The sequence below is a fragment of the Caballeronia udeis genome (assembly GCF_044909315.1).
Taxonomy (GTDB): domain Bacteria; phylum Pseudomonadota; class Gammaproteobacteria; order Burkholderiales; family Burkholderiaceae; genus Caballeronia; species Caballeronia udeis_A.
In genome coordinates, this window is sequence record NZ_JBIYEB010000011.1 from 95,348 (window position 1) to 121,201 (window position 25,854).

The 25,854-nt window shown below is 60.6% G+C and carries 22 protein-coding genes and 1 pseudogene; 12 read left to right on the forward strand and 11 right to left on the reverse strand.

Going from position 1 to position 25,854, the window contains the following annotated elements; genetic code table 11:
• Window positions 1-11 precede the first annotated feature (11 nt).
• Complete coding sequence (locus ABH944_RS19145) at window positions 12-1,262, reverse strand: D-amino acid dehydrogenase (RefSeq protein ID WP_404608270.1); 1,251 nt, start codon at window positions 1,260-1,262, stop codon at window positions 12-14.
• Window positions 1,263-1,396: 134 nt separating this feature from the next.
• Window positions 1,397-2,296 carry a LysR family transcriptional regulator gene (locus tag ABH944_RS19150; RefSeq protein WP_404608272.1) on the reverse strand — a complete coding sequence of 300 codons (900 nt, stop codon included), beginning with the start codon at window positions 2,294-2,296 and terminating at the stop codon, window positions 1,397-1,399.
• Between the two features lie 247 nt (window positions 2,297-2,543).
• On the opposite strand from ABH944_RS19150, the gene ABH944_RS19155 reads away from it, so the two are divergent.
• The 6 genes from ABH944_RS19155 (at window position 2,544) to ABH944_RS19180 (ending at window position 10,199) form a co-directional block, all read left to right on the forward strand.
• Window positions 2,544-3,773 carry an MFS transporter gene (locus tag ABH944_RS19155; RefSeq protein WP_404608274.1) on the forward strand — a complete coding sequence of 410 codons (1,230 nt, stop codon included), beginning with the start codon at window positions 2,544-2,546 and terminating at the stop codon, window positions 3,771-3,773.
• Between the two features lie 17 nt (window positions 3,774-3,790).
• Complete coding sequence (locus ABH944_RS19160) at window positions 3,791-5,251, forward strand: M81 family metallopeptidase (RefSeq protein ID WP_404608276.1); 1,461 nt, start codon at window positions 3,791-3,793, stop codon at window positions 5,249-5,251.
• 21 nt (window positions 5,252-5,272) lie between these two features.
• A complete protein-coding gene (locus ABH944_RS19165; protein WP_404608277.1) occupies window positions 5,273-6,742 on the forward strand; it encodes an N-acyl-D-amino-acid deacylase family protein in 1,470 nt (489 codons plus the stop codon).
• 234 nt (window positions 6,743-6,976) lie between these two features.
• Window positions 6,977-8,050: an alpha/beta fold hydrolase gene (locus ABH944_RS19170; protein WP_404608278.1), complete on the forward strand. Its 1,074-nt coding sequence runs from the start codon at window positions 6,977-6,979 to the stop codon at window positions 8,048-8,050.
• A gap of 28 nt (window positions 8,051-8,078) precedes the next feature.
• The gene (locus tag ABH944_RS19175; RefSeq protein ID WP_404608279.1) at window positions 8,079-8,903 is read left to right on the forward strand and encodes an alpha/beta hydrolase family protein; all 825 of its coding nucleotides are present in this window, start codon (window positions 8,079-8,081) and stop codon (window positions 8,901-8,903) included.
• Between the two features lie 147 nt (window positions 8,904-9,050).
• Window positions 9,051-10,199 carry a serine hydrolase domain-containing protein gene (locus ABH944_RS19180; RefSeq protein ID WP_404608281.1) on the forward strand — a complete coding sequence of 383 codons (1,149 nt, stop codon included), beginning with the start codon at window positions 9,051-9,053 and terminating at the stop codon, window positions 10,197-10,199.
• Window positions 10,200-10,261: 62 nt separating this feature from the next.
• Here the strand turns inward: ABH944_RS19180 and ABH944_RS19185 are convergent, their stop codons facing one another.
• Window positions 10,262-10,699 (reverse strand): hypothetical protein, encoded by a 438-nt coding sequence (locus ABH944_RS19185; protein WP_404608282.1) that lies wholly within the window; start codon window positions 10,697-10,699, stop codon window positions 10,262-10,264.
• Between the two features lie 67 nt (window positions 10,700-10,766).
• Here ABH944_RS19185 and ABH944_RS19190 point away from each other — a divergent pair, with 67 nt between their 5' ends.
• Genes ABH944_RS19190 through ABH944_RS19200 form a run of 3 tightly spaced genes read left to right on the forward strand, consistent with a single transcriptional unit; the run spans window position 10,767 to window position 13,116 of the window.
• The gene (locus tag ABH944_RS19190; protein ID WP_404608284.1) at window positions 10,767-11,810 is read left to right on the forward strand and encodes an acyl-CoA dehydrogenase family protein; all 1,044 of its coding nucleotides are present in this window, start codon (window positions 10,767-10,769) and stop codon (window positions 11,808-11,810) included.
• Complete coding sequence (locus ABH944_RS19195) at window positions 11,798-12,460, forward strand: SAM-dependent methyltransferase (protein WP_404608285.1); 663 nt, start codon at window positions 11,798-11,800, stop codon at window positions 12,458-12,460. Before ABH944_RS19190 ends, ABH944_RS19195 begins: the two co-directional genes overlap by 13 nt.
• Window positions 12,457-13,116: a glycosyltransferase family 2 protein gene (locus tag ABH944_RS19200; protein ID WP_404608287.1), complete on the forward strand. Its 660-nt coding sequence runs from the start codon at window positions 12,457-12,459 to the stop codon at window positions 13,114-13,116. Before ABH944_RS19195 ends, ABH944_RS19200 begins: the two co-directional genes overlap by 4 nt.
• A 30-nt stretch (window positions 13,117-13,146) precedes the next feature.
• Here ABH944_RS19200 and ABH944_RS19205 read toward each other — a convergent pair whose 3' ends face one another.
• The gene (locus ABH944_RS19205; protein ID WP_404659448.1) at window positions 13,147-15,057 is read right to left on the reverse strand and encodes a putative bifunctional diguanylate cyclase/phosphodiesterase; all 1,911 of its coding nucleotides are present in this window, start codon (window positions 15,055-15,057) and stop codon (window positions 13,147-13,149) included.
• A 451-nt stretch (window positions 15,058-15,508) separates the two neighbouring features.
• On the opposite strand from ABH944_RS19205, the gene bamE reads away from it, so the two are divergent.
• Window positions 15,509-15,874, forward strand: coding sequence for an outer membrane protein assembly factor BamE domain-containing protein (gene bamE, locus ABH944_RS19210; RefSeq protein ID WP_404608290.1), 366 nt, complete (start codon window positions 15,509-15,511; stop codon window positions 15,872-15,874).
• Window positions 15,875-16,130: 256 nt separating this feature from the next.
• Here bamE and ABH944_RS19215 read toward each other — a convergent pair whose 3' ends face one another.
• Both ABH944_RS19215 and ABH944_RS19220 read right to left on the reverse strand, forming a co-directional pair.
• Entirely contained in the window at window positions 16,131-17,537 is a 1,407-nt protein-coding gene (locus ABH944_RS19215) for a hypothetical protein (RefSeq protein ID WP_404608292.1), read from the reverse strand.
• A 336-nt stretch (window positions 17,538-17,873) separates the two neighbouring features.
• Window positions 17,874-18,761, reverse strand: a complete 888-nt coding sequence (locus ABH944_RS19220) for a LysR family transcriptional regulator (protein ID WP_404608293.1) — start codon at window positions 18,759-18,761, stop codon at window positions 17,874-17,876.
• Between the two features lie 131 nt (window positions 18,762-18,892).
• Between ABH944_RS19220 and ABH944_RS19225 the strand changes: the two are divergent.
• Window positions 18,893-19,786 (forward strand): annotated as a pseudogene (locus ABH944_RS19225) (alpha/beta fold hydrolase).
• Between the two features lie 170 nt (window positions 19,787-19,956).
• Here the strand turns inward: ABH944_RS19225 and ABH944_RS19230 are convergent.
• From ABH944_RS19230 to ABH944_RS19240, 3 genes are read right to left on the reverse strand one after another with little or no spacing between them, the layout of a single operon-like run.
• Complete coding sequence (locus ABH944_RS19230) at window positions 19,957-21,303, reverse strand: MFS transporter (RefSeq protein ID WP_404608294.1); 1,347 nt, start codon at window positions 21,301-21,303, stop codon at window positions 19,957-19,959.
• Between the two features lie 29 nt (window positions 21,304-21,332).
• The gene (locus ABH944_RS19235; protein ID WP_404608295.1) at window positions 21,333-21,893 is read right to left on the reverse strand and encodes a hypothetical protein; all 561 of its coding nucleotides are present in this window, start codon (window positions 21,891-21,893) and stop codon (window positions 21,333-21,335) included.
• Window positions 21,894-21,917: 24 nt separating this feature from the next.
• Window positions 21,918-22,496: a hypothetical protein gene (locus ABH944_RS19240; RefSeq protein ID WP_404608296.1), complete on the reverse strand. Its 579-nt coding sequence runs from the start codon at window positions 22,494-22,496 to the stop codon at window positions 21,918-21,920.
• Window positions 22,497-22,533: 37 nt separating this feature from the next.
• Here ABH944_RS19240 and ABH944_RS19245 point away from each other — a divergent pair, with 37 nt between their 5' ends.
• Window positions 22,534-22,782 carry a hypothetical protein gene (locus ABH944_RS19245; RefSeq protein WP_404608298.1) on the forward strand — a complete coding sequence of 83 codons (249 nt, stop codon included), beginning with the start codon at window positions 22,534-22,536 and terminating at the stop codon, window positions 22,780-22,782.
• A 70-nt stretch (window positions 22,783-22,852) separates the two neighbouring features.
• On the opposite strand, the gene ABH944_RS19250 is transcribed toward ABH944_RS19245, so the two are convergent.
• Window positions 22,853-24,226, reverse strand: a complete 1,374-nt coding sequence (locus ABH944_RS19250; protein WP_404608300.1) for a sigma-54-dependent transcriptional regulator — start codon at window positions 24,224-24,226, stop codon at window positions 22,853-22,855.
• Window positions 24,208-25,788: a sensor histidine kinase gene (locus tag ABH944_RS19255; RefSeq protein WP_404608301.1), complete on the reverse strand. Its 1,581-nt coding sequence runs from the start codon at window positions 25,786-25,788 to the stop codon at window positions 24,208-24,210. The genes ABH944_RS19250 and ABH944_RS19255 overlap by 19 nt, the downstream gene beginning before the upstream one ends.
• Window positions 25,789-25,854: the final 66 nt, after the last annotated feature.

Below are 25,854 nucleotides of genomic sequence, written 5' to 3' on the forward strand. Positions count from 1 at the left end.
CGTGGTTTTACTTACAGCGTAAAACCGTCGAGCGGTACCGCCGGGCGGCGTCTTGCGATCAGGTCGGCAATCGACCGGCCGCTTGCGAGCGCGAGTGTAAATCCCAATGCGCCTTGCCCAAGGTTGAGCCAGAGATTCTCGTAGCATGTTGAATCGATAATGGGTGTGCTGTGCGGCGTTGCCGGACGCAGGCCGCACCAGACCGTCGCTTCATCGAAATTGCCGGCGTCGGGAAACGCCGCAACCGATTCGGCGCGCAGCGTGGCGACGCGGGACGGATCGACATCGGCGCGGCGACCGGTGACGTCGGCCATGCCGGCGACCCTCAGCCGGTCACCGAGACGGGCATAGACTATTTTGCGTTCGAAGTCCGTGATACTGATGTGCGGTGCGTGGCCGTGCGGGTCGACCTGGGTGGTCAGGCTATAACCCTTCAACGGATAAAGCGGCGCCCGCAGGCCTAGCGGCTTGAGCAGCGCCGCACTGGCGGCGCCGGCTGCGAGCACGATCTGATCGGCATCGATCGCGCGGTTGTCAGCCAATGCTTCGACGCGCCGGTCGCTGCTCTGCACGCGACGCAGGGCAGTAACCTTCGTGCCTAGCCGGAATTCCACGCCGCGTGCCTGTAGCAGGCGGCTCATCCCGACACAAAACTGGTAGCAGTCGCCGCTGTCTTCGCCAGGCGTGAAGATACCGCCCTGCAACTGCCCGGCGAGATGCGCCAGCGCGGGTTCCTTCTCCACACACTCACGGGTGTCGAGGGCTTGCTGTTCGCAACCGAGCGAGCGCTGGTAATCGAGCAGGCGCAACGCGGCGTCGAACGAGGCGCGTTTGCGATGCACCACCAGCTTGCCGGCATTCGAGTGGCTGAAGTGCAAGCCTGGCTCACTGGTTTGCAGTTGCTGCATCAAGTCACGGCTCAGGAACGAGAGGGCTAACAGGCGCCGGGTGGACAACTCGCTTTGGCGCTGCGTGCACGCGCCGACAAATTGCGCGAGCCAACGCCACTGGTCGGGATCGAGACGCGGTCGAAAGCGGATCGGGGAGTCACCGCGTAACAGCCAGGACGGCAGCTTTGACAGTATTCCCGGCCCGGCGAGCGGGGCGACATAACTGTAGGAAAGCTGTCCGCCGTTGGCAAAGCTGGATTCGAGTGCAACGTCCTCATTGCGTTCTACGACGGTGACGGTGTGGCCGTCCTCCCGCAGATACCAGGCGGTCGCCAGCCCGGTGACTCCGGCTCCGAGTACGAGCACATGCATGGGATAGGTCGATGGTTGGTTGAGCTGGAGGACATTGTTCTGCAGCTCGCCAACGGCGTCCAATATCGACCAGCGCTCGCGCTATAGCCATCGGTTATAGAGGCCAAGGGGGCCGTCCCTAAGACCGCGATGACTCACGTCGATGCCCCCGGCGCATCGTCACGCAGGAACTGGATGAGCCGCTCCGCTGTTTGCGGTGGTGGTCTCGAGTGCTCGGTCACCGCATAAACCTGCAGGGTCTCATCGATCGCAATCGGCCGGATCTGGATGTCCGGATGATCCTCAGGATAATTCGCCGTGAACGAATCGACTATCGCAATACCGATGCGCTGTTGCACCAGCGACTTGCCCAGCGAATAAGTCTGCACCGACAGATTGCTGACGGGCGGCTCGGCAGCATCAGCGAGCCACGTGGAGATGATGGCCCCAAGGTAGTCATCCGGATCGATGGTGATCAGCGGCTGACCCGCCAGATCGTCTGCCGTCAGTGGCTGGTCAAGCAGGGCGTCAGGCCACCAGCCGGCCGGCGCAATGGCGCACAGCGCGCTTTCGCATACCGGCGTGGCGACGAGATTGGGATGGGAGACGGGCCGCATGGTCAGTCCGAGCTCGATCTCGTCAAGCAGCAGCGCGTGTTCGATCTCGCGCGTGTGCGCGACGCTCAGCTCGCACTTGGATTGCGGAAACGCGCGGCACCAGCGCGCCATGACCTGCGGCAGCGCGTGGTGCGCAAGCGCCGGCGTAGCGGCGACCCGCAATGGGCGGACAGCGCCGTGCGCAAGGCTCGTGACAAGGCGCCGGATCCGCTTCAGCTGTTCATCGAACGGACCGAGTTCCTCGCGCAAGCGCAATGCCTCGGGGGTGGGAACCAGCTTGCCCTTGCTGCGCAGGAACAGCGCGAAGCCGGCGGATTGCTCGGCATGCTGCAGCATCTTGCTGACGGCCGGTTGCGAGATGTGCAGGAGCTTGGCCGCGCCGTTGGTCGAGCCGGTGAGCATGATCGCGCTGAAGATTTCTATGTGTCGCAAACGCACCTGAGTCTCCTGGATTGACATCGCCATGCAGCTTACGACAGGCCTTGATCGTTTGGAACACGGCTCTTGGCCTGAACTGCCCAGACTCCCATGGGTCTCCTATAACACAGGGTTATATTTTGGAATTTTATTTTCATTAGACGCATCCTGGACGCGCCCTCATATTCGGTCTGCTGGCCGGTCCCGCGCGCCGAGCGGCCGCCGGGGTATCGAGTGCGTCGTAGCGCTAACGTGAAGTGGAGGGTTTATGGAGTCTGCGGGGTACGTGTTTTCCCGGTCGCAAAAGATGACGTGTCTGTCGGGGCTGTTCCTCGCGTGGGCAGTCGGCTACGCGGACCGGATCCTGATGGGCACCGCGATCATTCCGATCAGTCATGAATTCGCGCTCGATACCCGGCAAGCAGGCATGTTGCTAAGTGCGTTCTACCTAAGTTATGCATTCATGCAGCTCGCGGGTGGCTGGCTCTCCGACCGCTTCGGCTCGCGGATTATCGTGGTGCTATGTATCGTCATGTGGTCGGTGTTCACCGGCGCGACGAGCCTGGCGTGGTCGTTCGGTTCGCTTCTTGCTATCCGCTTCATGTTCGGCATGGGCGAGGGCAGCTTCTCGCCGGCGAGTTCGGTGACGGTCGCCGAGGTATTTCCAAAGCCCGAGCGGGCACGTGCCAAGTCGTTCCTGATTTCAACCACGTTCCTGGGCAATGCCGCCGGATCAGGCTTGATTGCGCTTACCGTTGTGCATCTCGGCTGGCGCGGGGCATTTCATATCCTTGCCGGTGCGGGCTTACTCGTCGCGATGATCCTGTGGCTCTCGCTGCGTGGCGGCGTCGCACAGCAGAGGGCGCGCGTCGCGAACCGGCCGCGGCATTTGTGGCGCTCGCTGCTGCGCATCCGGATGGCGTGGAAGCTGACCGCCATCTGGTTCTTCACTAGCATGTTGTATGTCGGCGTACAGTCGTGGATGCCGTCGTACTTGATGAAGACCTACCACATCGACCTGCTTCACATCAGTCTGGCGGTGACTGTGCCGAACCTGATCGCATTTGCCGGCACGAATGTAGTGGGCGCGTTGCTGGACAAATACGGCAAGAGCAAGGAACGTTTGTTCCTTGTGATGGGGGCCTCGATGAGCGCGGTATTTCTTGCATTGATGATCACGACCACCGTGATTTCGTTGCTGCTGATCTACTGGACGCTATTCTCGCTGGCGTTCAATTTCGTCTATGCGACGGTTTTTTCGGCACCGCTGCGGCACTTCCCCGAACATCTGGTCGGCAGCGCCACGGGCCTGATGAATTTTGGCGGACAGATTGCCGGCTCGATTGCACCGTTGGCAATGGGCACGCTGATCGCTGCATTCAACGGTTCGTTTTTTGCTGCGTTCTGGCTGCTGCTGGTTTCCGCAATCCTGGCGGTGCTGGTGGCGTCGACATGGAGTCCGGCCAACGAGCCGCCTCTGCCTAGCCTGCAAACCTGAACAGGAAAGGAGACCCAATGCGTGTGTTTACCGGCAGCCTCGCGACGGAAACCAACACCTTCGCGCCAATCCCCACCGGCCTGGGCGCGTTCCATGATCGTGGTTATTTCCGGGCCGGGCAGCATCCCGACGAAATGACCTTCTTCGGCGGTCCCTTGTGGGCGGCACGTCAACGCGCCGCGACCTATGGCTGGACGCTCAGTGAAGGGCTCGTCGCGTCGGCGAATCCTGGCGGCGTGGTCACGCGCCTGGCGTATGAGACCTTGCGAGACGAACTGCTGGCCGATCTGCGCGCGGCCTTGCCTCTCGACATCGTGTTGCTCGGCCTGCATGGCGCAATGGTGGCCGACGGTTACGACGATTGCGAGGGGGACCTGTTGCGCGAGGTCCGGCAGATAGTGGGTCCTGACGCGGTGATCGGTGCGGAGCTGGACCCGCATGCGCACTTGAGTGAAGCGATGGTCGGCCATGCCAACGTGCTCATCACGTTCAAGGAGTACCCGCATACCGATGTGCTGGAGCGGGCGCTTGAACTGGCCGATCTCTGTCACCGCATTGCGCTGGGCGAAATCGATCCGGTGGCGGCGGTGGTGGACTGCGGCATGGTCGTGCCGATTCATACCACGCGCGAACCCGGCCGCTCGCTGATGGATCGCGCCCAGGCGCTGGAGGGGCACGACGGCGTGTTATCGATCTCGATCGTGCAGGGCTTCGCGACCGGGGACGTCAGGGACATGGGCACCAAGGTCCTGGTCTATGCGGATGGCGACGCGCCCATGGCGCAAACCATTGCAAGGAGGTTCGCCGATGAGGTCATCACCCTGCGTGATGCGTTGCTCGTGCGTTACCTCGACATGGACACAGCGCTGGACCGCGCGCTGGCATCTTCCGGCGGCACAGTCGTGTTGGCGGACCGCTCCGACAATCCGGGCAGCGGCGCAGCCGGCGACTCGACCTTCATCCTTCAACGCATGCTGGCGCGCCGAATTGGCAATGCCGCGCTCGGACCGTTGTGGGATCCGGTTGCGGCCGGCATCGCTTTGGATGCCGGCGTTGGCGCTACGCTCGACCTGCGGATCGGTGGCAAGATCGGGCCGCTCTCGGGCACGCCGGTCGACGGGCGGTGTCTGGTGCGCGCCGTGTTCCCGGACATGACAATGACCGGTCAGGCAGGCACGCCATCGCCGCTTGGCGACTGTGCGCTGGTCGAATTGCAAGGCATTGAGATCGTGCTGTGCACGCGCCGAGCGCAGGCGCTCAACATCGACCTGTTCACGCAGCTTGGCTGCGATCTGGCCAGCAAGAAGATGGTGGTGGTGAAGTCGGCGCAGCATTTTCACGCGTCGTTTTCCACCATTGCTCACGAGATCATCTACGTTGGTGCGCCCGGTTCCGCGAGTCCCGACTGGTCTGCGTTGCCGTATAAAAAGATCAAGCTGCCCAAGTGGCCCATTCACAACCGGCCACATGCCAAATGACTACGAAATGGACTATCTTTCATGATTAATCAGGATACCGATTTATTTGATCTCATCATTCGCGGCGGTACGGTGATCGACGGCACGCGTCGTCCGCGCTTTGACGCTGACGTGGGTATCCGCAACGGCCGTATCGCGGAGATCGGTGACCTGCGTGCGCGTACAGCGGCGAAGATTATCGATGCAACCGGCAAGATCGTCGCGCCGGGGTTCATCGATTCGCATACTCACGACGACGCTGCCGTTCTCCTTGATCCGCAGATGATCTGCAAGATCTCCCAAGGCGTAACCACGGTCGTGACCGGCAACTGCGGCATCAGCCTCGCGCCGCTGAGCCCGGATGCGCCGCGCCCGATGCCGTTGAGCTTGTTGACGGGCGACGAACATGCGCCGCGCGCTGCATTTTCGCGTTTTTCCGACTATCTCGACGCGGTTCGCCGCTCGCCATCGTCCGTCAACGTGGCCGCGATGGTCGGTCACACCACCCTGCGCGTGATGACAATGGACTCGCTCGACCGGGCAGCCGGTGACGGAGAGATCGAAGCGATGCAGGGCTTGCTGACGGAAGCGCTGGAAGCCGGTGCAATTGGCATTTCCACGGGCACGTACTACCCGCCCGCCGCCGCTGCGCCAATGGAGGAAGTGATCGAAGTATGCCGCCCGTTGACAGGCACCGGCGCGGTCTATGCGACGCACATGCGCAACGAAGCGGACGGCTGCATCGACTCGCTCAACGAGACGTTCGAGATCGGCCGAGCGCTCGACGTGCCGGTCGTGATTTCACATCACAAGCTGCAACGCGAGGCGAACTTCGGCAAGTCGGCGCTGACCTTGCCGCTGATCCGTGCGGCAATGCAATGCCAGTGCGTGGCGCTCGATTGTTACCCCTACGACGCCAGTTCGACCATGCTGCACACCGATGAAACGAAACTCCAGGGACGGGTGCGCATTGCGACGAGCGAACCCCATCCCGAACTGGAGGGGCGTGATCTGGGGGAGATTGCGCAAGAGTGGGGTGTTAGCCGCACCGAGGCGTCGAGACGCTTGCAACCGGCGAGCGCGATCTACTTCAGCATGGACGAGAACGACGTGCGGCGCATCCTGGCATTCGACGACACCATGATCGGATCGGACGGGCTGGCGTTGGGCGAGAAGCCGCATCCGCGTTTGTGGGGTACGTTTCCACGCGTGCTAGGACACTACGGTCGCGACATCGGACTGTTTCCATTGGAAACCGCGGTATGGAAGATGAGCGGCCTCACGGCTAGGAACTTCGGCTTGACGGGACGCGGCACGCTCGAGACCGGTAATCACGCCGATGTCGTCATATTCGACGCCGCCGCCATCAAGGACCGGGCAACCTACGACACGCCGACCGAAGCCGCCGCCGGTGTGGAAGCCGTCGTGGTGAACGGGGAGTTGACATGGTGGCAAGGCTCGCATTGCGGTGCGCGTGCAGGGAAAGTGATCGCCCGATCCCGGTTGAGTTGAGCGTCAGGGACGGGGTTATCGTGTCGAAGGAAATTTGAAAGATTTTCCTGGCGATCGGTTTGCCACTCTTGGAAACTGGAGCTCTGCACGCGGGTGTTGACCGGATCCATGCATGCCGGAGTCAGCGCGATAGCCAAAAACACATGAATCGTGCAAAGTCGGGGAAATAGGGGGCCCGGCCGGGGCGTATGACAACTCGAACAACGAACTCTTACAGAGAGCAATCGAGAAAAGATGAACGTAAAAAAACTGCTTACCCGAAGCACTCGATGTGGTGCTGTTGCCTTGGTTGTCGTATGGCTCGCCGGTTGCGCTTCGACCGTCAAAGATTATGGGCTCGACGACTATTTTTCCGGCGGGGAAGCGTCCGCCGGCTCAACCGGGACGTCGGAGCAGTGTGCCGGCACCCCGAATGCGGTATGGGTCGAAGGCCCGTCGTATCACGAGTGCATCCGCTACTTCGCGTCCAAAGACTTTGACAGCGGCGCTGTCAACCGCGCGATCGTGTTCATGGAAGGTGATGTTCTCTCGACCAAAGGTGCCGGGGCCGACTACTCGAAGTGGTCGCCGCGTCGTGAGATCGAGATGGCGCAGCTGGAGCAGAAGCGTGGCGGGACGCCTTACCTGACGCTCGCCCGGCCTGGTACAGACGGCAGCAGCGGTAACCAGAACCGGCGGCGCACGCAGTACGAGACCCTCGCCATGAATGCAGCGCTTGACAAGATCAAGGCCCGCCACGGCATCAAGGAATTCGGGCTGGTCGGGCAATCAGGCGGAGGCGGCCTGGTTGCAGCCCTGATCGCTGAGCGGCAGGACGTTCTCTGCGCGGTGTCGTCGTCGGGGGTCACTGCGGTCAGGTACCGTGCCATCGAGGCGGGACGGTCGAACGACTATACGGGTACGTCACTCTCTGACGTGTGGGACCCGTTGGACCAACTGCCGCGTGTTCACCCCATGCCGGGATTCCGCATGTTCGTGACCAGCGATGCGTCTGATACAGACGTGGATTTCGGCTCCCAGGACCACTATGTACAGGCTGCCACGAAGGCGGGCCTGCCGATCCATCAGATCATGGTTCACGGTGCCGGGCGAAGCCACCACCAGACATACCGTATCGGCAACCGGGTTGTTGAGGACTGTATGCTGGGATTACCGACCGATCATATTGTCAGCACGTACATGGAGATGTCGAACGCCAACCCGCTCATGAGTGTTCTTGCCGCCCGGGAGCGTGCGCTGGCGACGGGGTCGCAAGCAGAGGCAGGCAGCAACGAAGCCAAGGACGAAGACAGCAACGTAGCACGATGACCGCGCCAGTTTGGAGACAGGGAAAAACATGAAGCGTGTCTTGTTTGCCATTGCAATTGCGCTGCTGGCTGCCAGTTCCCGGGCCAGCGAACCCGCAGGGCCGGCGGCCGAACTGGTGAGTTCGCCGAGCCGCGATGGCGTCACCCAAGGTATCTATGTCGAAACCGGGACCGGTAGTCCGCCGTGGGTCATCGTTCTGTTCGGCGGCAACGAAGGCGCCCTGCATTTGAGCGCCGATGGCGCGACCACGCTCAAGGGTAATTTCCTTATCCGTACCGCTCGATATTGGGTCATGCAAGGCGACGCCGCCGTGCTGGTCGACACGCCGTCGGACTATGCCAACGGGATTGACGACAGCTTTCGTCTTGGTAAGGATTCCTTGAGGGACACGGAAGCGGTTGTAAAGGCACTGCGGCAGCGCTTCCCGTCGTCAAAGGTCGCACTGGTCGGTACAAGCCGGGGAACCAGTTCGGTTGGCAATGCCATCGAGCGTGATCCAAGCCTCGCCGATGCGTTCGTGCTGACCTCGCCGGTGTCTATCGCTCAACGCGGCAACGCCGGTGTTTCCGGCCTTGATGCAGACGGCACGAAGATTCGGGTGCTGGTCGTATCGAACCAGCACGACGCCTGCCCGGTAGCGTTGTTCTACGGTGCCAAGGGGCTCGCCGAGCGGAACCACTTCGACTTTATCTCCGTCGATTCAACGGAGGGCGGAGGCAACAGGGCGGCTGATTGTGGCGGGCATTCGCCGCATGGTTTCCTTGGAATCGAGGCGCAGGTACTAGATGCGATCAACGGCTGGCTCAACGGTCAGCCCGCTGCCACGCAGACGCAAACGCAACAAACGCAATAAGGCCGGTAATGAACGCGCGGTCCCTGGTGGATAAAAAAAATCGAGCAACGGGGAATGACGAGCGACACCATCAAGCCCTTGTAAAGGCGCCGGTTGCATCGGGTAATAAACCAGAAAGGCAGTTTCCATCTCTATCGCGAGGCGTGAATGACGGGCAACTTCACCAGGTCTTTATCGGGCGTGTGCGGTTCAATCGCGATTGCATTGATGCTTGGCGCGTGCGCGCCGGGTCAGCCGCCGGCATCGGCTGCTGCTCCTACCGCTGCTCCCGCTCCGGGCGGCCAGGGTGCGCAGTCGCCGTTTCCCGGAGTCGAATGGACTCGCGTCGACCCTGCAACAGCGGGCTTCTCGCAGCAAGGACTTGACCAGGCCGTAGCCTACGCAAAACGGCAGGGCTCGACATCCGGCATGATCATTCAGCATGGTCTGGTCGTTGCTGAGTGGGGCGATGTTTCAAGGAGGTCGAATCTCTATTCGGCGAGGAAGAGCTTCATGAGCGCCCTGATTGGAATTGCGGTCGAACGAGGCCAGATACATCCGGACGAGACGCTGGAACAACTCGGTATAGACGATAACGAGCCGTCCCTGACGCCGACCGAGAAGCAGGCAAGCGTGCGCATGATGCTCGAGGCCCGCTCGGGTGTCTATCACCCCACGGTCTATGAAACGTCAGGAATGGTGGCGTCGAAACCGCCGCGCGGCAGTCATTCGCCGGGTACGTTCTGGTATTACAACAACTGGGATTTCAACACGCTCGGCACAATCTACGAGAAGGCAACGAATCAGCGAATCTTCGACGCACTGAAGACTGAAATCGCAGATCCGATCGGCATGCAGGACTATCGTCCTTCTGATGGGAGGTATGAGTCGGGCGGACTGGCTACACGATATCCGGCCTATCCAATTGACATGAGTGCCCGCGATCTGGCTCGCTTCGCGCTGCTGTACCTGAACAATGGCCGCTGGCGCGACCAGCAGATTGTTCCTGCAAGCTGGGTCGAGGAATCAACTCGTTCGTACTCCAATACGTCGACCGGCGGCTACGGATACATGTGGTGGACGAGCACGCCCGCGAGTGGGCCGCGTGGTCCGAAGGTGGCCCTGCAGCGGGCAACCTATTGGGCCGATGGCAACCACGGGCAATATGCGGTCGTTGTGCCGTCGCTCGATCTGGTCGTCGTCAATCGGGTCGATGTCCGGCTTACGTCGAAGAGCATGCACCAGTCGAACATGGAGAAGCTGGTGTGGCTGGCCGAGTCAGCAGGAGGTGCGACGGAGATCGGCCCGGAGCCCTGAGCGTTGGGTCTTTAGCCCGCGCATGAACCGCAGAGTGCGAGCGACTGAGCTGTGCAAGGCCGTTAGTGATCCACGGCGGCCGATTGTCTCAGCCGGATAGCGGCACGTCGCAACGCGCCGCACAGGCCGTGATTCTTTCCGGCACGCCTTCGCTCGAGGCGGGCGAGATTACCGACAAGGGTTACGTCAACCAGCGCGCCGTGCTGACCTTGCGCGCAGACGACACGCAGCGGCTTTTTTCCCAAGGCTGACTCGGTGATCGTCATCGAGTCACGGAACCGAAGCACGCAAACAACAAGGTCAAGAAGCCGGTCGCATCCATCGCGATAGCCGGAGCCATGCCGGTGTATCGGAAGCTCAAGCATCGCACCGGCATCAAACACAACACTCCATCTGTCCTGCTCAAACACCTTGTGCGGCGCTAGTGCCGCCGTGGCATGGCGGTTGCTGACCCACTGGTAGCCCGCGACAAAGCCGCCGCCGGAATCGACGGCCGGCACGGGAATAGCCCTTGCGATGCCAATTCGCAATGGGCGCGTTGCCCGGGACCACCGACAAGGAGAAGCGATGCAGGAAACCGTTAACCGCGTGCCGCAAGCACTCGATGCCTGTCTCGCCGAACTGCGCTTTGATCCCGACGATCCACGCTCGCTAGGCGAGGCCTTCGCCGCGTTGGTCGATAGCGGTTTCGATCGTCTGCCGCTGCCGGGCAGCGGCGCCACGCTCGAACGATGGCGCTCGCTCGCTGCTGTCGCGGCGTGCGATCTGGGTCTCGTCAAACTGTTCGAGGGACATACGGATGCGCTTGCGATTCTCGCCGGACTGCACGGCCCGGCGCCGCGCCGGGGTAGCCGCTGGGCCGTATGGGCCGCTCAGGCACCCGATGCGCGCGTGACAGCAGTACGTGTCGAAAACCGGATTGTTCAGCTTTCCGGCATGCAGTCGTGGTGCTCCGGCGCGCACGCCGTAACCGACGCACTCGTCATCGCGTGGCTCGACGGCGAGCCGATACTCGCAGCCGTTCCCATAGGCGGTCCGCAGACGGCAGTGAGCACCGGGCGTTGGCATGCGGTGGGCATGCGGGCCACCGCGAGCGGCGATGTTCGATTCGAGAATGCACCGGCCGTGCTGATTGGCGCGCCTCATGATTACGTCCACCGCCCCGGGTTCTGGCAGGGCGGCGCGGGCATTGCTGCTTGCTGGTTCGGCGCCGCAGCCGGACTTGCGCGGCGCTTGCGCGAGGCGACGGCGGCGCGCCCCGATCCTTATCGGCTCGCCCATCTTGGCACGGCCGATGTCGCCCTGGCAGGCGCAGCAGCGCTCTTGCGCGAGACCGCACGGCTTATCGATGCCAACCCGAACGACGGTCTGCAGGAAGCTGCGTTGCGAGTCCGGCTCGGCGTGGAGGCCGCGGTCGATATCGTGCTCGCAGCGGTAGGGCGCGCGCTCGGAGCGGCGCCGTATTGCCGGGATGCGGCGTTCGCACGCGCGCTTGCCGACCTGCCCGTGTTCATCAGGCAAAGTCATGCCGAGCGCGATCTGGCGGCGCTCGGCGAGGCCGTGGCACAGGGGACGGCATCAACGGCTGGGGGTGAACGATGGAAGCTTTGACTGGTCGCACTGGCGCGCTGCCGCCTCTTGTCGACACACCGGACTGGCATGAACAACAGCCTTATTTCGACGCTCTCTACGCCCATGGCGACGATCCCTGGCGCTTGCGTGAGCGCTGGTACGAGCGGCGCAAGCGTGCATTGACGGCTGCGATGCTGCCACGTGAACGCTATCGCAACGTGTTCGAGCCCGGCTGCGCGAACGGCGAGTTGAGCGCTGTGCTCGCACCGCGCTGCGACGCCTTGCTCGCGGTCGACCTGCATGAGAGCGCGGTCCGGGCAGCGCGTACGCGGGTTGCGCCATGGCCTCACGCGCGTGTCGAGCGGTGCACGCTGCCTCGGGAATGGCCGCGGGGCGACGCGCCGTTCGACCTGATCGTCGTCAGCGAGTTTGCGTACTACCTCGGCTCGGACGATCTGCAACGGCTCGCCGGGTGCATCGGAGATTCGCTGGCCGACGACGGCTGCCTTTTCGCCTGCGACTGGCGGCATGCATTTGCCGAGCGGCAGGCCTCGGCCGAGGCGGTGCACGACTGCTTCGCTTCGCACTGCGGTGTTTTGCCGGTGGCGCACTATCTGGACGCGGATGTGCTGATCGACGTCTGGACCCGCGACGGACGTTCCGTTGCACAAAGGGAGTCGCTTGTATGATCGGCGTCGTCATTCCCGCACACAACGAAGAGGCGCTGCTGGGCTGCTGTCTTGCCGCGCTTGCGGTCGCCGCCGGACATGCCGCGCTTGCCGGCGAGACCGTGCGCATTGTCGTGGTTCTTGATTCCTGTACGGATCGCAGTGAAGCGATCGCGTACGCGGCTGGCGTGGAAATCCTGACCGTGACGGCGCGCAATGTCGGCATCGCGCGGGCGGCCGGAGCGGCGCTCCTGCTCGCGGCCGGCGCGCGCTGGCTGGCTTTTACCGACGCCGACAGCCGCGTTTCGCCGGACTGGCTCGCGGTGCAGCTTTCGCTCGGTGTGGAGGCGGTATGCGGTTCGATCTGCGTCGACGATTGGGACGCGCATCCACCCGCGGTGAGGGAGGTCTTCGGCCGTCTCTATCGCGACAGGGACGGTCACCGTCATGTACACGGCGCGAATCTCGGCGTGTGCGCGTCGGCGTACCGGCGAGCCGGAGGTTTCCCGCCGCTCGCATGCCGGGAAGATGTGGTGCTCGTCGAACGGTTGATTGCGATTGGCGCCAACATTGCGTGGAGCGCCGCGCCGCGCGTTGTCACCAGCGCCCGCGTCGCGGCGCGCGTGCAGGGCGGTTTCGGCGATACGCTCGCGGGCTGGGCGGCGCAGGCGCTTTGATCGCGCGGGAAAGGGTGAATGAGTAAAGCACTAAGCAGCGGTCGCCGGTTGCTCAAGGAAGCTGACAACGTCGTCTGCCGGGATTGGCCTGGAATAGAGATATCCCTGAACCGTCAGGTCTCCGAGTGTTTTGAGAATAGCTAATTCGGCTATCGTCTCCACGCCTTCAACAATGCAATCAAGGCCCATATCCCGACTGAGCGCGAGCAGAGACTTGACGATCTTATAGCTCGCGGGATTCTTGTTCAGACCCGTTACAAAACTGCGATCGACCTTGATCTTGGTGAGCGGGAGCGCATGGAGGTGCGTCAGGCTCGAAAAGCCTGTACCAAAGTCGTCCAGGGAAATGCCGCATCCCAGCGATCGCAAAGTTTCCGTGGCACTACGAACTTGCGAAAAATCACGGATAAAGGCGGTTTCAGTTATTTCTAGATCGACCCGGGCGGGATTGAATCCGCTCCTCTCGATCTGCCTGATGATGTCGTGGACGCTCTCGGGCGAGCTAAGATCGTGGGCGGACAGGTTAAACGAAAGACGGATGTGACCAGGCCAAAGCAAGGCGTGCGCAAGCGCCTTTTTCAATAGCGTCTGGGTGATCGTCAAGATCATCCCTGTTCGTTCAGCAACAGGAATGAACTGCGCCGGCGTGACGGAACCCAATGTCGGACTGGACCAACGAGCAAGTGCCTCGAATGCAATTGTCGATCGACTCGAAACATCGATGATCGGTTGGAACATGACAGTCAGTTCATCTTCGAGGTTCGCATGATGTAGCGCCTGTTCAATTTTTGCGTCGGATCGAATTTTGGCGTCATGATCAACTGAAAAAAGTGTCACCCTGCCACGACCTGTGCGCTTGCCGTGATAGAGCGCGTAGTCGGCATTCGCAAACAGTTGCACTGTGTCACTCGCCATATCTGGATAGACGGCGAATCCTATTGATCCTCCTATTCGCAGTGTCGTATCTCCCAGCGGCGCAGCGGTTCGTATCGCAGAACAGATGAGTTCTCCGGTTGCCACGAGTTCGCTCGTATCGCCGAAATTTGAGGCCACAATCGAAAACTCATCCCCACCGAGCCTTGCGACATAGTAGTTTTCCGGACATACCTTTCCCAGGCGCATCCCGATTGTCTGAAGCAGTTTATCGCCGGTCGCATGACCATAAATGTCATTGACGGGTTTGAAACCATCCAGGTCGATAATGCCGACGGCGAGGCGGGTTCCATCGGATCTGGCCTTCGCATACGCGTTGTCAAGGTAGGAAAAAAATGCACGACGGTTGGCCAGACCCGTCAGGCTATCAACGTTTGCAAGCCGGAAATTTTCCACGCGTGCACTCACCATGCCGGTAAAGTCACGATAGTGGACCAGCAGTATGGCAAGCATGGCCGCGGAGACAAGGGCCGTGTTGATGGCGATTGCGACAAAGACCAGGTTCCCTGACAGGGAGAAGAAAATGACAAACGAGCCGTTGACGATGAAAGCAACCGTGAAAGCGGCCGAGCGCAAGTGCATCAGGCAGAAAATCACACCTATGACGGTGATCGCCATATAAAAGGCAACATGAGCCTTTTCGTAGGCGCCGCCGTAGGGAAATAGCATGAATGCCCACAGCGTGAAAGCGAGGGCAATAATGCCCGAGAGTCGCTGGGTGCGGGACAGCGCCTTTAACGCAATATCACGGGTCGCATCCTGCTTCGAACGACGCAGCCAGCCGATCACTCGCACGGCCGAGATCACGGTCATGACAACCGGTATGTAGATTGTCATCCACCACGGCGCCATGTGCATGTGGGTCGCCGCCAAACCCCATGTGTTGATCATCAAGATCACATACATGAGGGGCATCTGAAACGTGAAAGCTCTATACTGAGCGATCAGTAGATCGGAATCGTTTTTGGGAATAGCCGCTATTTCCTTGGCGGCTTTCAGGTATTTCATGAACTCCATCATCACGCATCCTTGAGATCTATCGCTAACGAGTCCAATCCGCGACATCTGGCTATAAGATTCGAATCTCGCTTTCTCTTACGGCACTCCCAACGGTCTTGCGAGACTTTGCAAAGCCAAAGGAGAGGGCCAATAGCCATGGCCGTTGTACCGGTATACGGCGATGCACCTCGATCTCTGTAGTGCTACCGGGGTAGGGATTTGCTGAAATTGTTATGGGACTACGCTTTCTGACTAAATGTAATGAGGTCAAAACCATAGCGGAGAAAGGTCACGACGCTAAGTCAGGACGTCCGGTGAATTGTTGAAATATAAATGTAATTATTATGTATTTAAAACGAAATGGACGGGGCGTCGAGTGCGGCGTGCCACCCACCCGTGTGCTAACAGGTCCTCTAATGTGCATCAAGTTGAACCAGGTATTCGCCGGAGGAGATAGCGTATGAAAGGCTCGCGAACCACGCTGACCCTGTCGATCGTTTGCGCGTGCTTACTGGCAGGCTGCGGCTCGACGGGGCGGGAGATCAAACCTGAGGATATATCGGACTTCCGGCCCGGGGTGACGACGCAGCAGCAGGTGGTTGCCAGACTGGGCACGCCATCGCAGACGTCTGCTTTACCAGATGGATCGACTTATCTGGTTTATGCGTTCACAAAACCACAGTCACTCGCGGTGACATGGATTCCGATCATTGGTACGTTTGGTGGTGGCACGGACGGCCGTGGCACCACGATCAGCTTTCAGTTCGGACCGAACGGCATATTGAATGCTTCGAATACAGCTTCTTCTTCGCGGTCTGGGCCGTAGATACCTCGACAGCCGTAAGCACACGGGTGCAGAGCATGGATCGATAAGTCATCCTGATAATATCTCTTTTGCTCGTTCCGATTGCCCTATCGCGACAAAATCCGAACGAGTGCTGCGGTACTTATGCTCCGGGCATCGAAACATTTTCGATGCCGCAAGCCTATTCGAAACGCCGGCGAAAACTGCTCCTCGCGGGTTAACGCGGGAGCTTTCCCGGCGTCCCTCTGGCGATATCGATCGCCACATTGAAATCAGATCAAAGCAACACAGCCTGTTGTAAAAGCTCCAGGGCTTTCAATTCGTCCAACCGACCTGTACGCGCCTTGCCGGCGAGTGTCTTGATAAGTGCCTCCGCTATGGGGCCGATACCATGCAGACCGCTCAGACTGGTCGCCGAAGTTTGATCCTGCGGCTCTGTGACGACCTGCGTTGAGGGAGCGGGCGTCGACCGCTGATGATTGGCGAAGTACGGAACATCGTTATCGGCAGATTGCCGAATCGCAGGTTCGGCGACGAGCGGTAGCGCCTGATCTTGCTGTCCCGCGACCGCGCTCGTTTTGAAGGCGGCGGCACTCATATCGCCGGTGTCTGGGGGAGAAGCGTGCTGAGGGTTCGCAGTTTTCACGCTCGTGACGGCATGCTTCTTCGCGGCTGTCGCTTTCGGCTCAACCGCCGGCGGCAGTTCGTGCTGAGCGGCCGTATGACGACGCGACGCGGGAACAAGCAACGCCGAAACCGGCCCGGGGATATCGGCTACCGAACGTGGAACGTCCAACCAGCCGTCCGGCAAACCGAGGCGTTCCGTGAACCGGTTTGCCTCGGGATCGTCAATACGTTTCTGTCCATAAAAACGATTGGCCATGTTGGAGTCACTGATTTCCATCACCTCGGCGAGCCGTACCTTCGATCCTTTGAGGGAGGTCAGGACATGCAGGTTGGCGCGACGAATGTTTTCCGCTGTTGCAACGTCATTCAACGCCAGGGATTGCTGAGACTCTGACTTCGAGGCCGCTTTGACTTTCGCCGGGGCTGATTGCGGCCGGGTTGCCGGAGCAGGCTTCGCGGCTGTCGTAGTCTTGCTGTTTGCGGCAGCCCTTGGCGATCCGCCACTTGTTTTCTTCGGCATTTCTGGTTCCCTGGGCAAATGATCAGTGGGGGTGGGGTGGTGATTGAACTGGATGACGGACGTTGGCCTGGATGCTTCCTCGTAGGCAGCTTCCGGTTCAACGTGCGTGTCAATGAAGTCCAGTGGTGACCTCAAGCGCGCAATAATTTCAGGCGTGAGGACCGGATTGGGTTCATCGAAGAAACCATCGGGTAGCCCAAGCGTTGTTTCAATGTGAAAGGCTGTCTCGGGCGTGAACCGCTCGCCGTTTATCAATTCGGCTACGCGTGTCAGGTTGGAGTCGAGTCCGAGCGCAATGTTCTCCGCCCCTGCTGCATCGACCAGCAATTTGAACGAACGTGTTTTGAAAATGGATGCTGTCTGAACCGGGTCCCGGGTCGGTTGAGTTTTTGCAAAAGGCTTGTTCTGCCGATGGGATGTCGCTTTTGAAGGTTGACGTGGCTGATGCTGGCCCTTGTCGCGAGATCCCGAGTAACGCCCGCGTGGTTGACTCATAAAGTAGGGCTCCTGCCTTGAAATCACTGTCAGTCTTGCCATTATAGGCGAGCGTGAACGGGTGCCTCCATTGCCGCGAAGTCAGGAGCGTTTGGCTTCAGCCTAGCGCGGTCCGTTTCGACACGATACGCAGGATCCGGTGTCAGGTTTGCTGCAGGAACGACGTGATTTGCGCGGTGATGGTATCGGGTGCATCTTCGAGACTGTAGTGGCCAACACCGGCCAACCTGCAGCACGGTCTCTCAAGCGATTGCGCCATCTGTTTTCACTTCAATGTCACGCCGCAGGCCAAACGGCTCTGATGCAAATAGCGGAAATGGTCGAAGACGTTAATTTAGACAGGATGACTTACGTCTCTCTTGCGATTCTTCTCATGCTCTACCAATGTGCGGGTATATGAAACCGGGCTTGCCTGCCGGATTTCTCCACCGCCGCGATCAATTCGCGCGCGGCGGCAGATGTACTGTTCGCGAACGCGTAGAACTGCACATTGGGCAGGGTTGGCATGCAATCGGACAGATCCAGTACACGCAGCCCTTCGCGCAACTGACTGCGCGCGACAGGCGTCACCGCGAAGCCCGCCTGCGCGGCCGACAAACAGCCGGCCATGCTGCTGCTCTCGAACACCAGGCGCCATGGTCTCGCGGCGTGGGTCAGCGCCGCGATAGCAGCTTCGCGATAGACGCAGGGTTCCGGAAATACCGCAACGGGCACTTCGTTATCGGAGTCGAAGACGCTGTCCGCGTCATATGCCCAGACCAGTTCCTCCTCCCACAGCAGCGTGCCGTTTCCCGGCACGCGTGCACACTGCTTGCCAAACACGACATCGAAGTCGCCGCGCTGCAGATCGTCCACGAGATTGGCTGTCACGCCCACTTTCAGTTCGACGGAGGCCCCTGGATGGGTGCGCCGGAACGCCTGCAGGACACGCGGCAGCCATGCACCCGTAAAGTCTTCCGAGGCGCCGATCCGCATGCACTCGGCAGTCGGCGCCTGGCGCAGGCGGGCGCGCACCTCACGCTCCAGATTGACGATGTTGCGTGCGTAGACATAGAGCATTTCGCCCGCCGGCGTCAGCTGGAAGCTGCGGGTGGTGCGCGAAAGCAAACGCGTTCCTGCAGCCGGTTCCAGGCGTTTGATATGGCCGCTCACCGCGGGCGCAGTCAAGGCCAGTTGTTCCGCTGCGAGCGCGAAACCGCCTGTATCGACAACCTCGATAAAGGTTCTCAACAGGACAATGTCGAGCGCGGCGGCGTTTGATTCCATGTTCACGGTCGCACCACCATTCATTTTAAAACGTTAACAATATCACCTAATTCTTCACCAATTGGCATGGTGAAATACCTTACTGTGGACTCTTCGATACTGAGCTTCGACACCGGTCGAGGGAGAGCGCGATGATGGAATACTCGTTTGTCAGCACGCGGTTGCTGGATGTGGCCTACCTGGAATAGAACCCGTCCGGAGAGCGTACCGCCGTACTCGTCCACGGCTGGCCGGACTGCCCGGAAGGATGGCAGCAGGTTGCCGGGCATCTGGCGGGTGCCGGCTATCGAGTGCTGTGTCCTGCTTTGCGCGGGTTCGGCCCCACGCGCTTTCGCAGCGCAGAGACCCCGCGCAGCAGTCAGCTTGCGGCGCTTGGGCGCGACCTGCTGGAATTTCTCGACGCGCTGGATATCCATCGGCCGGCCCTGATCGGGCATGACTGGGGAGCGCGTGCTGTCGCCAATGCATGCGGCTTACGCGATCGCGCAGGCTCCCATTTGGTGATGCTCTCGGTTGGCTATGGCACGAACGATCCGCAACAGACGCTCACCTACGTACAGGCGCGCAACTACTGGTACCACTGGTTCATGGCCACGCCGCGAGGGCAGCATGCCGTCGAGCAGGATCGGCGAGGTTTTACCCGCATGATGTGGGACACGTGGGCGCCCGCCAACTGGTACACCGAACAGGACTACGATCAGGCAGCAACTGCGTTCGACAACCCCGACTGGGCCAGCGTTGTATTGCACTCCTATCGACATCGATGGGGCTTTGCGCCCGGCGACCCCGCGTACGCGGCGGACGAAGCCAGCCTGAATCCGGCGCCGGTCTTGTCGGTTCCCACACTGGTGCTGCATGGAGCGGCTGATACCTGCAATCATCCGGACAGCTCGACCGGCAAGGAACGCTTTTTCTCCGGGCCGTATGAGCGCGTTGTACTCGAGCGTGTCGGGCATTTTCCGCAAAGAGAGGCGCCGGAGAATATGGCGGGCGCCATCCTGCGGTTCTGTGAGCAAGCCTCGTGAAATAGCCGCGCTGATCTGGTCGGGCAAATCTGGGCGCGTGACCTGTGAGCGCTCAGGGCAAAGTGACATCCGGGAGTTTGAATGGTCGAGTGAGGACTGCTGGCGTGGATATGCTGCCGCGATAGTCCAGATGGAAAATGGTGAGTATTGCTAGTTTATTAATTTGGCAATCAAGGAGACGTAGGAATTAAATCCTCTGAGCGGCTACCCGGGGCTGCGATATGGTCCTCGCGGGGTGTGGTCTCAGGCATGAACATGGCAAAAAATATAAGTGCGACTCCACCGATGGCAGACAACGTGAGAAATCCTGCCGTGAAGCCGAATTTCTCGACGACGTACCCTCCCGTGACATTACTTAGCGCCGCGCCCACTCCTACGGCCAACGCCATCAATCCTTGAGCAAGATTGAAGCGGCCCGTCCCCCGCATTAAATCCGACGCAATGACGACGGCGATGACGCCAAAGATGCCGGCGGCTACGCCATCGAGCAGTTGAATTGCTACAACTGCATAAGGGCTGCTGGTCATCGAGAAGAGGATGCCTCTGACAGGCAGCACCGCGAGCGCGACCAGGAAAATCTTCTTTCGCCCAATGCCCTTGCGCATCGCACGCCCGACCACCGCAGCAACCACGACCATCACCAACTGTGCAGCGATCACGCACGCGCTCAATGCAATGACATCCATGCCCGGGTGAACCTTCGCGATGACTTGCCCGGCAAGAGGCAGCATCGCCGCATTTCCGAAGTGGAAAAGGACCACGGAGAGGATGAAAACCTTGAGGTCCCGAATTTTCCAAAGCTCCGGGAAAGCTATGGGGCGGTGCGGGGCATCGCCTCCCGGGTTTTCCGAGCCTCGTGCAAGGTCGTGATCAATTTCCCTGGACTTGATGAATAGCACCACAACGGCACTCGCCACTGCAAATCCGCAGATAAGGTAGAACAACCAGATGACCCCGACATACTGACCCAGTGCGCCGGCCAATATCGCTGCTGTAAAGTTGCCTGCGTGATTGAAGCCCTCGTTGCGGCTTATCCGGGCGGGCAGTAAGCGATGCCCTACGATGCCCAGGCTCAGTGCGGCAAGGCAGGGAGGAATGATGGCCGACGCAGCGCCCAGCGTGATTTGCGCCGCGAGCACCGTGGGCAGTTTCGGGAAGAACGCGATGAGCAGGCACCCCGCGGCAACCAGTAGCCCTGAAATCGCAATGAGCAGGCGTTTTGCGCGAACCGCATCAACCAGCAAGCCTGCGGGGATTTGACATAGGGCCGCCACGATGCCACTTGCCGCCATGACAAGGCCGATGTCGCCTGAGCCCCAATGTTGAGTGCCCTTGAGATAGACCGACAGAAACGGCCCTAAGCCATCACGCACATCGGCCATCAGGAAATTCAGGCCATCCAGGCCCCGCAGGCTTCGACCGGAAGGTGACTTCGCCGGTTCGTCGCCGGCCGGCGGTGCGCCTGGGCGAGCGCTCACGACTTTCTCCCGTTGCGATCGTGCCATCTCGCTCTCCATGGGAAAAGGGCGGTTGGGGTACGTCGGGGTTACCGGACCTCGGCGCTGTCCGCATCGACCCATTGAGCGATGTCATCGACCTCGATGGTGTGGCCATACTTGTTCTTCACACCGTGACCCCAGACCTGGATATGTGCGCCGGGTTCGAGGTAGCTGACAAGTTCGGCCGCGGCATGAGGCGGCATGCGAATGGATGTTCCGTCGGTGAGAAGTGCACCGCGCAGTTCGCCTTTCGGACCGTACAGGGCGAGCCTGACCTCACCTGTGATCTCTATCGGACGTTTTTCCACATGAGGCTTCTCGTGCTTCTCACCATCGTAATGTGGGCCTGCGTCAAGAATCGCGACACCAGAGCCCGATGTCAGCAGGACGGCCGCCACCATGTTCGCTGAACGAGGCTTCACACCGCGCACTTTTACCTGTTCGCCAATACGGACGTGTTTGGCGACCTGCTTCGACATATGCGGTGGAAAATGCACCTGTTTGTTCTTGCCGAGAACGAAGCCGTCGAGTTCTCCATGCGGGTTCAGCAGAAATTGAGTCACGGTGCCGCGTGTTTCTTGCAAACAGTCAGGGTCAATCCAATGCATGGTCTTACTCCAAAAAGTGGAAAATTAGTTGGGGAGGTCGTTGTATAGCTGCGTGATGTTGTCCGGCGTGCCGAACGCAGTTGCTTGCAACGCTTCCCCATACTGATTGCGTGTGCCATAGCCGCGGGCAGCGACGACAGCGTCGGGACGCAAGAGGTTCGTGAACTGCTGAGCGACGGGTGGTGGCATCTTGATGGTGGTCCCGTCCTTGAGAATCACGCCATCGGGTTCGCCTCGCGGCGCAGTGGTGACCCGCATGACGGTCCCGTTGACGCTGAGCTTGACGAGGCCTGCACCACGCAGTGCCGGCGGTACGCGTGACACATCCGCGGGCGGTGGCTGGTCGCTGAGTTGTTGCCCGGTCCGGTCGTTGGTAATCTGCTGCGCGTTGAAATTGCCCGTGCCATCTCGCGAGCCGGCGATTCGAACGAAGTCATCCCGACGTACCAACGCGACCAGCTGCGAACTCATGTGTGGCGGGAAGCGAACGAGTGTCCCGTCGGCGAGGATGAAGCCGTCGACATCGCCTTCGGGATTGGTGACGAACCGGCTTATCTTCCCGCTTATGCTTCCGATTGAGACAGGCGATTGTCGTTGCACCATAAAGGACACCGGCGCATGCGGTGGGGCGGGGGGTGTCATGCTCGGGGTACTCCCCACGGGCGCCGCAGCGGCAGGCGGCGGTGCAGGCAGGTTTCCGGGTGGCGGCGCAGGCGCTGTTTGCGCGGCGCATGCGGTGGCGGCCACAACACTGGAAACCGCCGCGGCGCGCGCGAGCCCGCATAGGTTCGCGGTGCGAAATATTGACTTCGAGGGCATGGTTCTCTCCGTTGAACGACACGAAGACAATTGCAAGCCCTATGCCAAGCACTCGAAGTACGGCCCGTAAGGGTTCTCAGCCGCACGGGTTATGCGAGTGTCAAGCAACCCGACACTCCGGTGTCAGCATTCCGGACACCTTATTCAATGCCCAGGCTGGCCAGCTTTGTGTAGAGCGTTTGCCGGCTGATGCCGAGTCGGCGTGCGGCATCGGCACGGTTGTTCCCGGCGAGTGTCAGGGCGTTGCGTATCAACGTGCGTTCGATCGTTTCCACGGCTTCCGGAAGAGCCATATCGAGCAACCGGGACGGCAGGAACGAGACCGTCTCGTCCGGCTTCTGGATAAGAAACGCCAGGTCGTCCGCGGTAATCACCGGCCCAGGCGCGAGAGCGCCTGGGCGCTCAATTGCGTTCTTGAGCTCCCGGACGTTTCCCGGCCATCGATAAGTGACCAATAGCCGCTGAGCCGGCCCCGAGAGCCGCATTGGGCGCCCCCTAGCAGATGCGGCGTCAGCAAGAAAGTATTCGGCCAGCGGCAGGATGTCCGCCAGGCGTTCCCGCAACGGAGGCAGGTGAATCGGAATGACGCTCAAGCGATAGAGCAGATCCTCACGAAACTCGCCCGATTCGACCATTGCCTTTAAATCGCGGTGAGTCGCCGCGACGAGCCGTATGTCCACCGGAACCTGACGAAGGGTGCCTAGGGGCGTGACATAGCGCTCCTGGATGACCCGCAGCAGCTTGGCTTGCATGGACGATGGCATGTCGCCGATTTCATCCAGCAGCAACGTCCCGCCGTCGGCTGCGGCGATACATCCAACCCGGTCATTGGCTGCGCCGGTGAATGCGCCTTTGACGTGTCCGAACAGTTCGCTTTCAAGCAGGTCGGCAGGCACCGCCGCACAGTTCACGGCGACGAAAGGCTTGCCGCGGCGCTTCGATACGTCATGAAGAACCCGGGCGGCGACTTCCTTGCCGGTACCTGTTTCCCCGGTGATGAGAACGGTGGCGTCCGATGAAGCTGCACGTCCAATTTGCTTCTGTACTTCGCGCAGAGTTTCGCTGACCCCGAGCAGGCGAGGTTTCTTGCTGGCGGTCTCGGACGTGAAGGAGGGCGCTGGCTCATCAACCGCCTCTGAACACGCTTCGGACGAGACAATGCGTTCGAGCAGCGACTGAATTGCCAGCCTGCCGACAGGCTTGGTCAGATGATCGAACGCACCCAGCGTCATGGCTCCAATGGTGTTGTCGCTGGTCGCGAAGCCAGTGAGCATCACGACCGGGAGCAGTTGCCACCGGGGCTCGGCTCGAATGGCCTCCAGTACCGCGAGGCCATCCATGCCGGGAAGCCGGAAGTCGAGAAAGACGCAGGTGAACGCCCGCGCAGCTTGAAGCAGTTCGAGCGCTTGCTCGCCTGAGTTCGCTTCGTCGACATGGTGTCCGAGGTCGACCAGGGTCTCAACGAGACCTTCGCGGAAACCTTCGTCGTCGTCGACTACGAGTATGTGTGCCATGGGATATCGATGACAAAACAGGTGCCGTGTTCCGAGTCCGCCACATACGCCCGGCCGCCATGTGCGGTAGCAACTTCCCGGGCCACGGCCAGACCGAGTCCCGAGCCGTCAGGCCTGCCGGTGACGAAGGGCTCGAAGATGCGTTCCCGGTCAGCAGCGGGAACTCCCGGGCCGTTGTCGATAACGGCCAATCGCAAACTCGCGCCCTCGGGCGTGACGATCCTGCGTGCTTCTACGACGACCTTGCCATCGCGCGGTGCATGCCTGATGGCATTCAAAACCAGGTTGTCGACGGCGCGAGCCATTTGCGCGGGGTCGATATTAGCGCAGCAACTCCCGGGTTCTTGTATGTCCGATTGCAACGCCTCCAGGTCAACGCTTAGATCGATGTTTTTCGAGGCTGCCTGCTCATCATGCGCGCTGACGGTTTTCTCCAGCCAATCGCCCACGTCCGTCGCTTTCCTCGAGACAGTCACCGGTCGCGTCAATGCGAGAAGGCTGGATACCTGAGTTTCGATGCGTTCAACCTGGACGAGGACTGACATGAGCGAGTCACGCTGCCGGCTACCATCGCTGGCGATAGCGTTTTCAATCTTGAGCCTGACGGCGCCAAGAGGGTTTCGGATTTCATGGGCTACCTGCGCCGCCAGTCTCCCGAGGGAGGCGAAACGCTCGGCCTGCATGAGTTGGTCTCCCAGGGCGACAGCGCGCTGTTGGAGCGACTCGGAATGCGCTACGTAGGTGTTAAACGCGTGGGCGATCTTGTCGAGGTCAGGCTCACCGGGCAACGGTAATCGTATTGTGGACGAGGTGTCCGGTTGCGGAGCGAGTCCGCGTTCAAGCTGCAAAAGGTTGTTTTTCCACCGGCGTAGCGCCAAACCCAGAACGACGGCAACCACAAGAATGCCGCCAAGGACGACCGCCAGAGATGAAATCAGGATTTGTCCGTAAGGCCCAAGGGGCGCCTGAGCGCGCGTCAGCGTCCAGGCGTACAAACCCGTGACGCCGCTCACCGCGCATGCAGAGACCACCGTTGCGCCTTGCCCCGCGCGCACCGAGTCGGATACCGGCGCGTGCGCGGCCGAGGCGCGCCCCAAAGCGCGAAGTATCAATGGTGTTTCTGCCTCTGGAATGTCGCGTTTGACACCACTGCCCTGATACGTGGGAAATGAGTATGCAAGGAAACCGTTCGGGTTGGTTGCGCTCGCTGAGGCGAAGCCGTTGTGGTCAGTTGAACTAGCCGCTCCCGGCACCGAGCCGGACCGGACCGCTGCCCGTGAATTCCAGAATCCGCCTTCAACGGTGGGTACCTGAACCAGGACGGCGTCGAGCACTGCATGCATCAAATCGACGTTGTTCGGGTCTGTATTCAACTGCGCGGAAAGGGAATAGCGAGACGCGACGTGCTCGCAGGCGCTCGCCGACTGCTGGCTCGCCAATGAAACTTGCCGGCTTTGGTCTGACTGGATCAGAAGCCAGATCACCCCGGCGAGCACGGAACAGACCACCGCAACCAGCAGCCAAAGAAGCACCAATTGAGTGGCAAAAGATAGTCGCTTCATTGATGGGAAGGTCCCTGGCGAGATTGGCCTTTATGGTGTGAAAGCCGTGTCGAAAATGCGGTTGGA

What these genes read in the sequence shown, in the direction of transcription:
- ABH944_RS19145 (WP_404608270.1), bottom strand. Translation starts at nt 1,262, where the DNA reads ATGCATGTGCTCGTACTCGGAGCCGGAGTCACCGGGCTGGCGACCGCC.
- ABH944_RS19155 (WP_404608274.1), top strand. Translation starts at nt 2,544, where the DNA reads ATGGAGTCTGCGGGGTACGTGTTTTCCCGGTCGCAAAAGATGACGTGT.
- ABH944_RS19160 (WP_404608276.1), top strand. Translation starts at nt 3,791, where the DNA reads ATGCGTGTGTTTACCGGCAGCCTCGCGACGGAAACCAACACCTTCGCG.
- ABH944_RS19165 (WP_404608277.1), top strand. Translation starts at nt 5,273, where the DNA reads ATGATTAATCAGGATACCGATTTATTTGATCTCATCATTCGCGGCGGT.
- ABH944_RS19170 (WP_404608278.1), top strand. Translation starts at nt 6,977, where the DNA reads ATGAACGTAAAAAAACTGCTTACCCGAAGCACTCGATGTGGTGCTGTT.
- ABH944_RS19175 (WP_404608279.1), top strand. Translation starts at nt 8,079, where the DNA reads ATGAAGCGTGTCTTGTTTGCCATTGCAATTGCGCTGCTGGCTGCCAGT.
- ABH944_RS19180 (WP_404608281.1), top strand. Translation starts at nt 9,051, where the DNA reads ATGACGGGCAACTTCACCAGGTCTTTATCGGGCGTGTGCGGTTCAATC.
- ABH944_RS19190 (WP_404608284.1), top strand. Translation starts at nt 10,767, where the DNA reads ATGCAGGAAACCGTTAACCGCGTGCCGCAAGCACTCGATGCCTGTCTC.
- ABH944_RS19195 (WP_404608285.1), top strand. Translation starts at nt 11,798, where the DNA reads ATGGAAGCTTTGACTGGTCGCACTGGCGCGCTGCCGCCTCTTGTCGAC.
- ABH944_RS19200 (WP_404608287.1), top strand. Translation starts at nt 12,457, where the DNA reads ATGATCGGCGTCGTCATTCCCGCACACAACGAAGAGGCGCTGCTGGGC.
- ABH944_RS19205 (WP_404659448.1), bottom strand. Translation starts at nt 15,057, where the DNA reads ATGAAATACCTGAAAGCCGCCAAGGAAATAGCGGCTATTCCCAAAAAC.
- bamE (WP_404608290.1), top strand. Translation starts at nt 15,509, where the DNA reads ATGAAAGGCTCGCGAACCACGCTGACCCTGTCGATCGTTTGCGCGTGC.
- ABH944_RS19215 (WP_404608292.1), bottom strand. Translation starts at nt 17,537, where the DNA reads ATGGCAAGACTGACAGTGATTTCAAGGCAGGAGCCCTACTTTATGAGT.
- ABH944_RS19220 (WP_404608293.1), bottom strand. Translation starts at nt 18,761, where the DNA reads ATGGAATCAAACGCCGCCGCGCTCGACATTGTCCTGTTGAGAACCTTT.
- ABH944_RS19230 (WP_404608294.1), bottom strand. Translation starts at nt 21,303, where the DNA reads ATGGAGAGCGAGATGGCACGATCGCAACGGGAGAAAGTCGTGAGCGCT.
- ABH944_RS19235 (WP_404608295.1), bottom strand. Translation starts at nt 21,893, where the DNA reads ATGCATTGGATTGACCCTGACTGTTTGCAAGAAACACGCGGCACCGTG.
- ABH944_RS19240 (WP_404608296.1), bottom strand. Translation starts at nt 22,496, where the DNA reads ATGGTGCAACGACAATCGCCTGTCTCAATCGGAAGCATAAGCGGGAAG.
- ABH944_RS19245 (WP_404608298.1), top strand. Translation starts at nt 22,534, where the DNA reads ATGCTCGGGGTACTCCCCACGGGCGCCGCAGCGGCAGGCGGCGGTGCA.
- ABH944_RS19250 (WP_404608300.1), bottom strand. Translation starts at nt 24,226, where the DNA reads ATGGCACACATACTCGTAGTCGACGACGACGAAGGTTTCCGCGAAGGT.
- ABH944_RS19255 (WP_404608301.1), bottom strand. Translation starts at nt 25,788, where the DNA reads ATGAAGCGACTATCTTTTGCCACTCAATTGGTGCTTCTTTGGCTGCTG.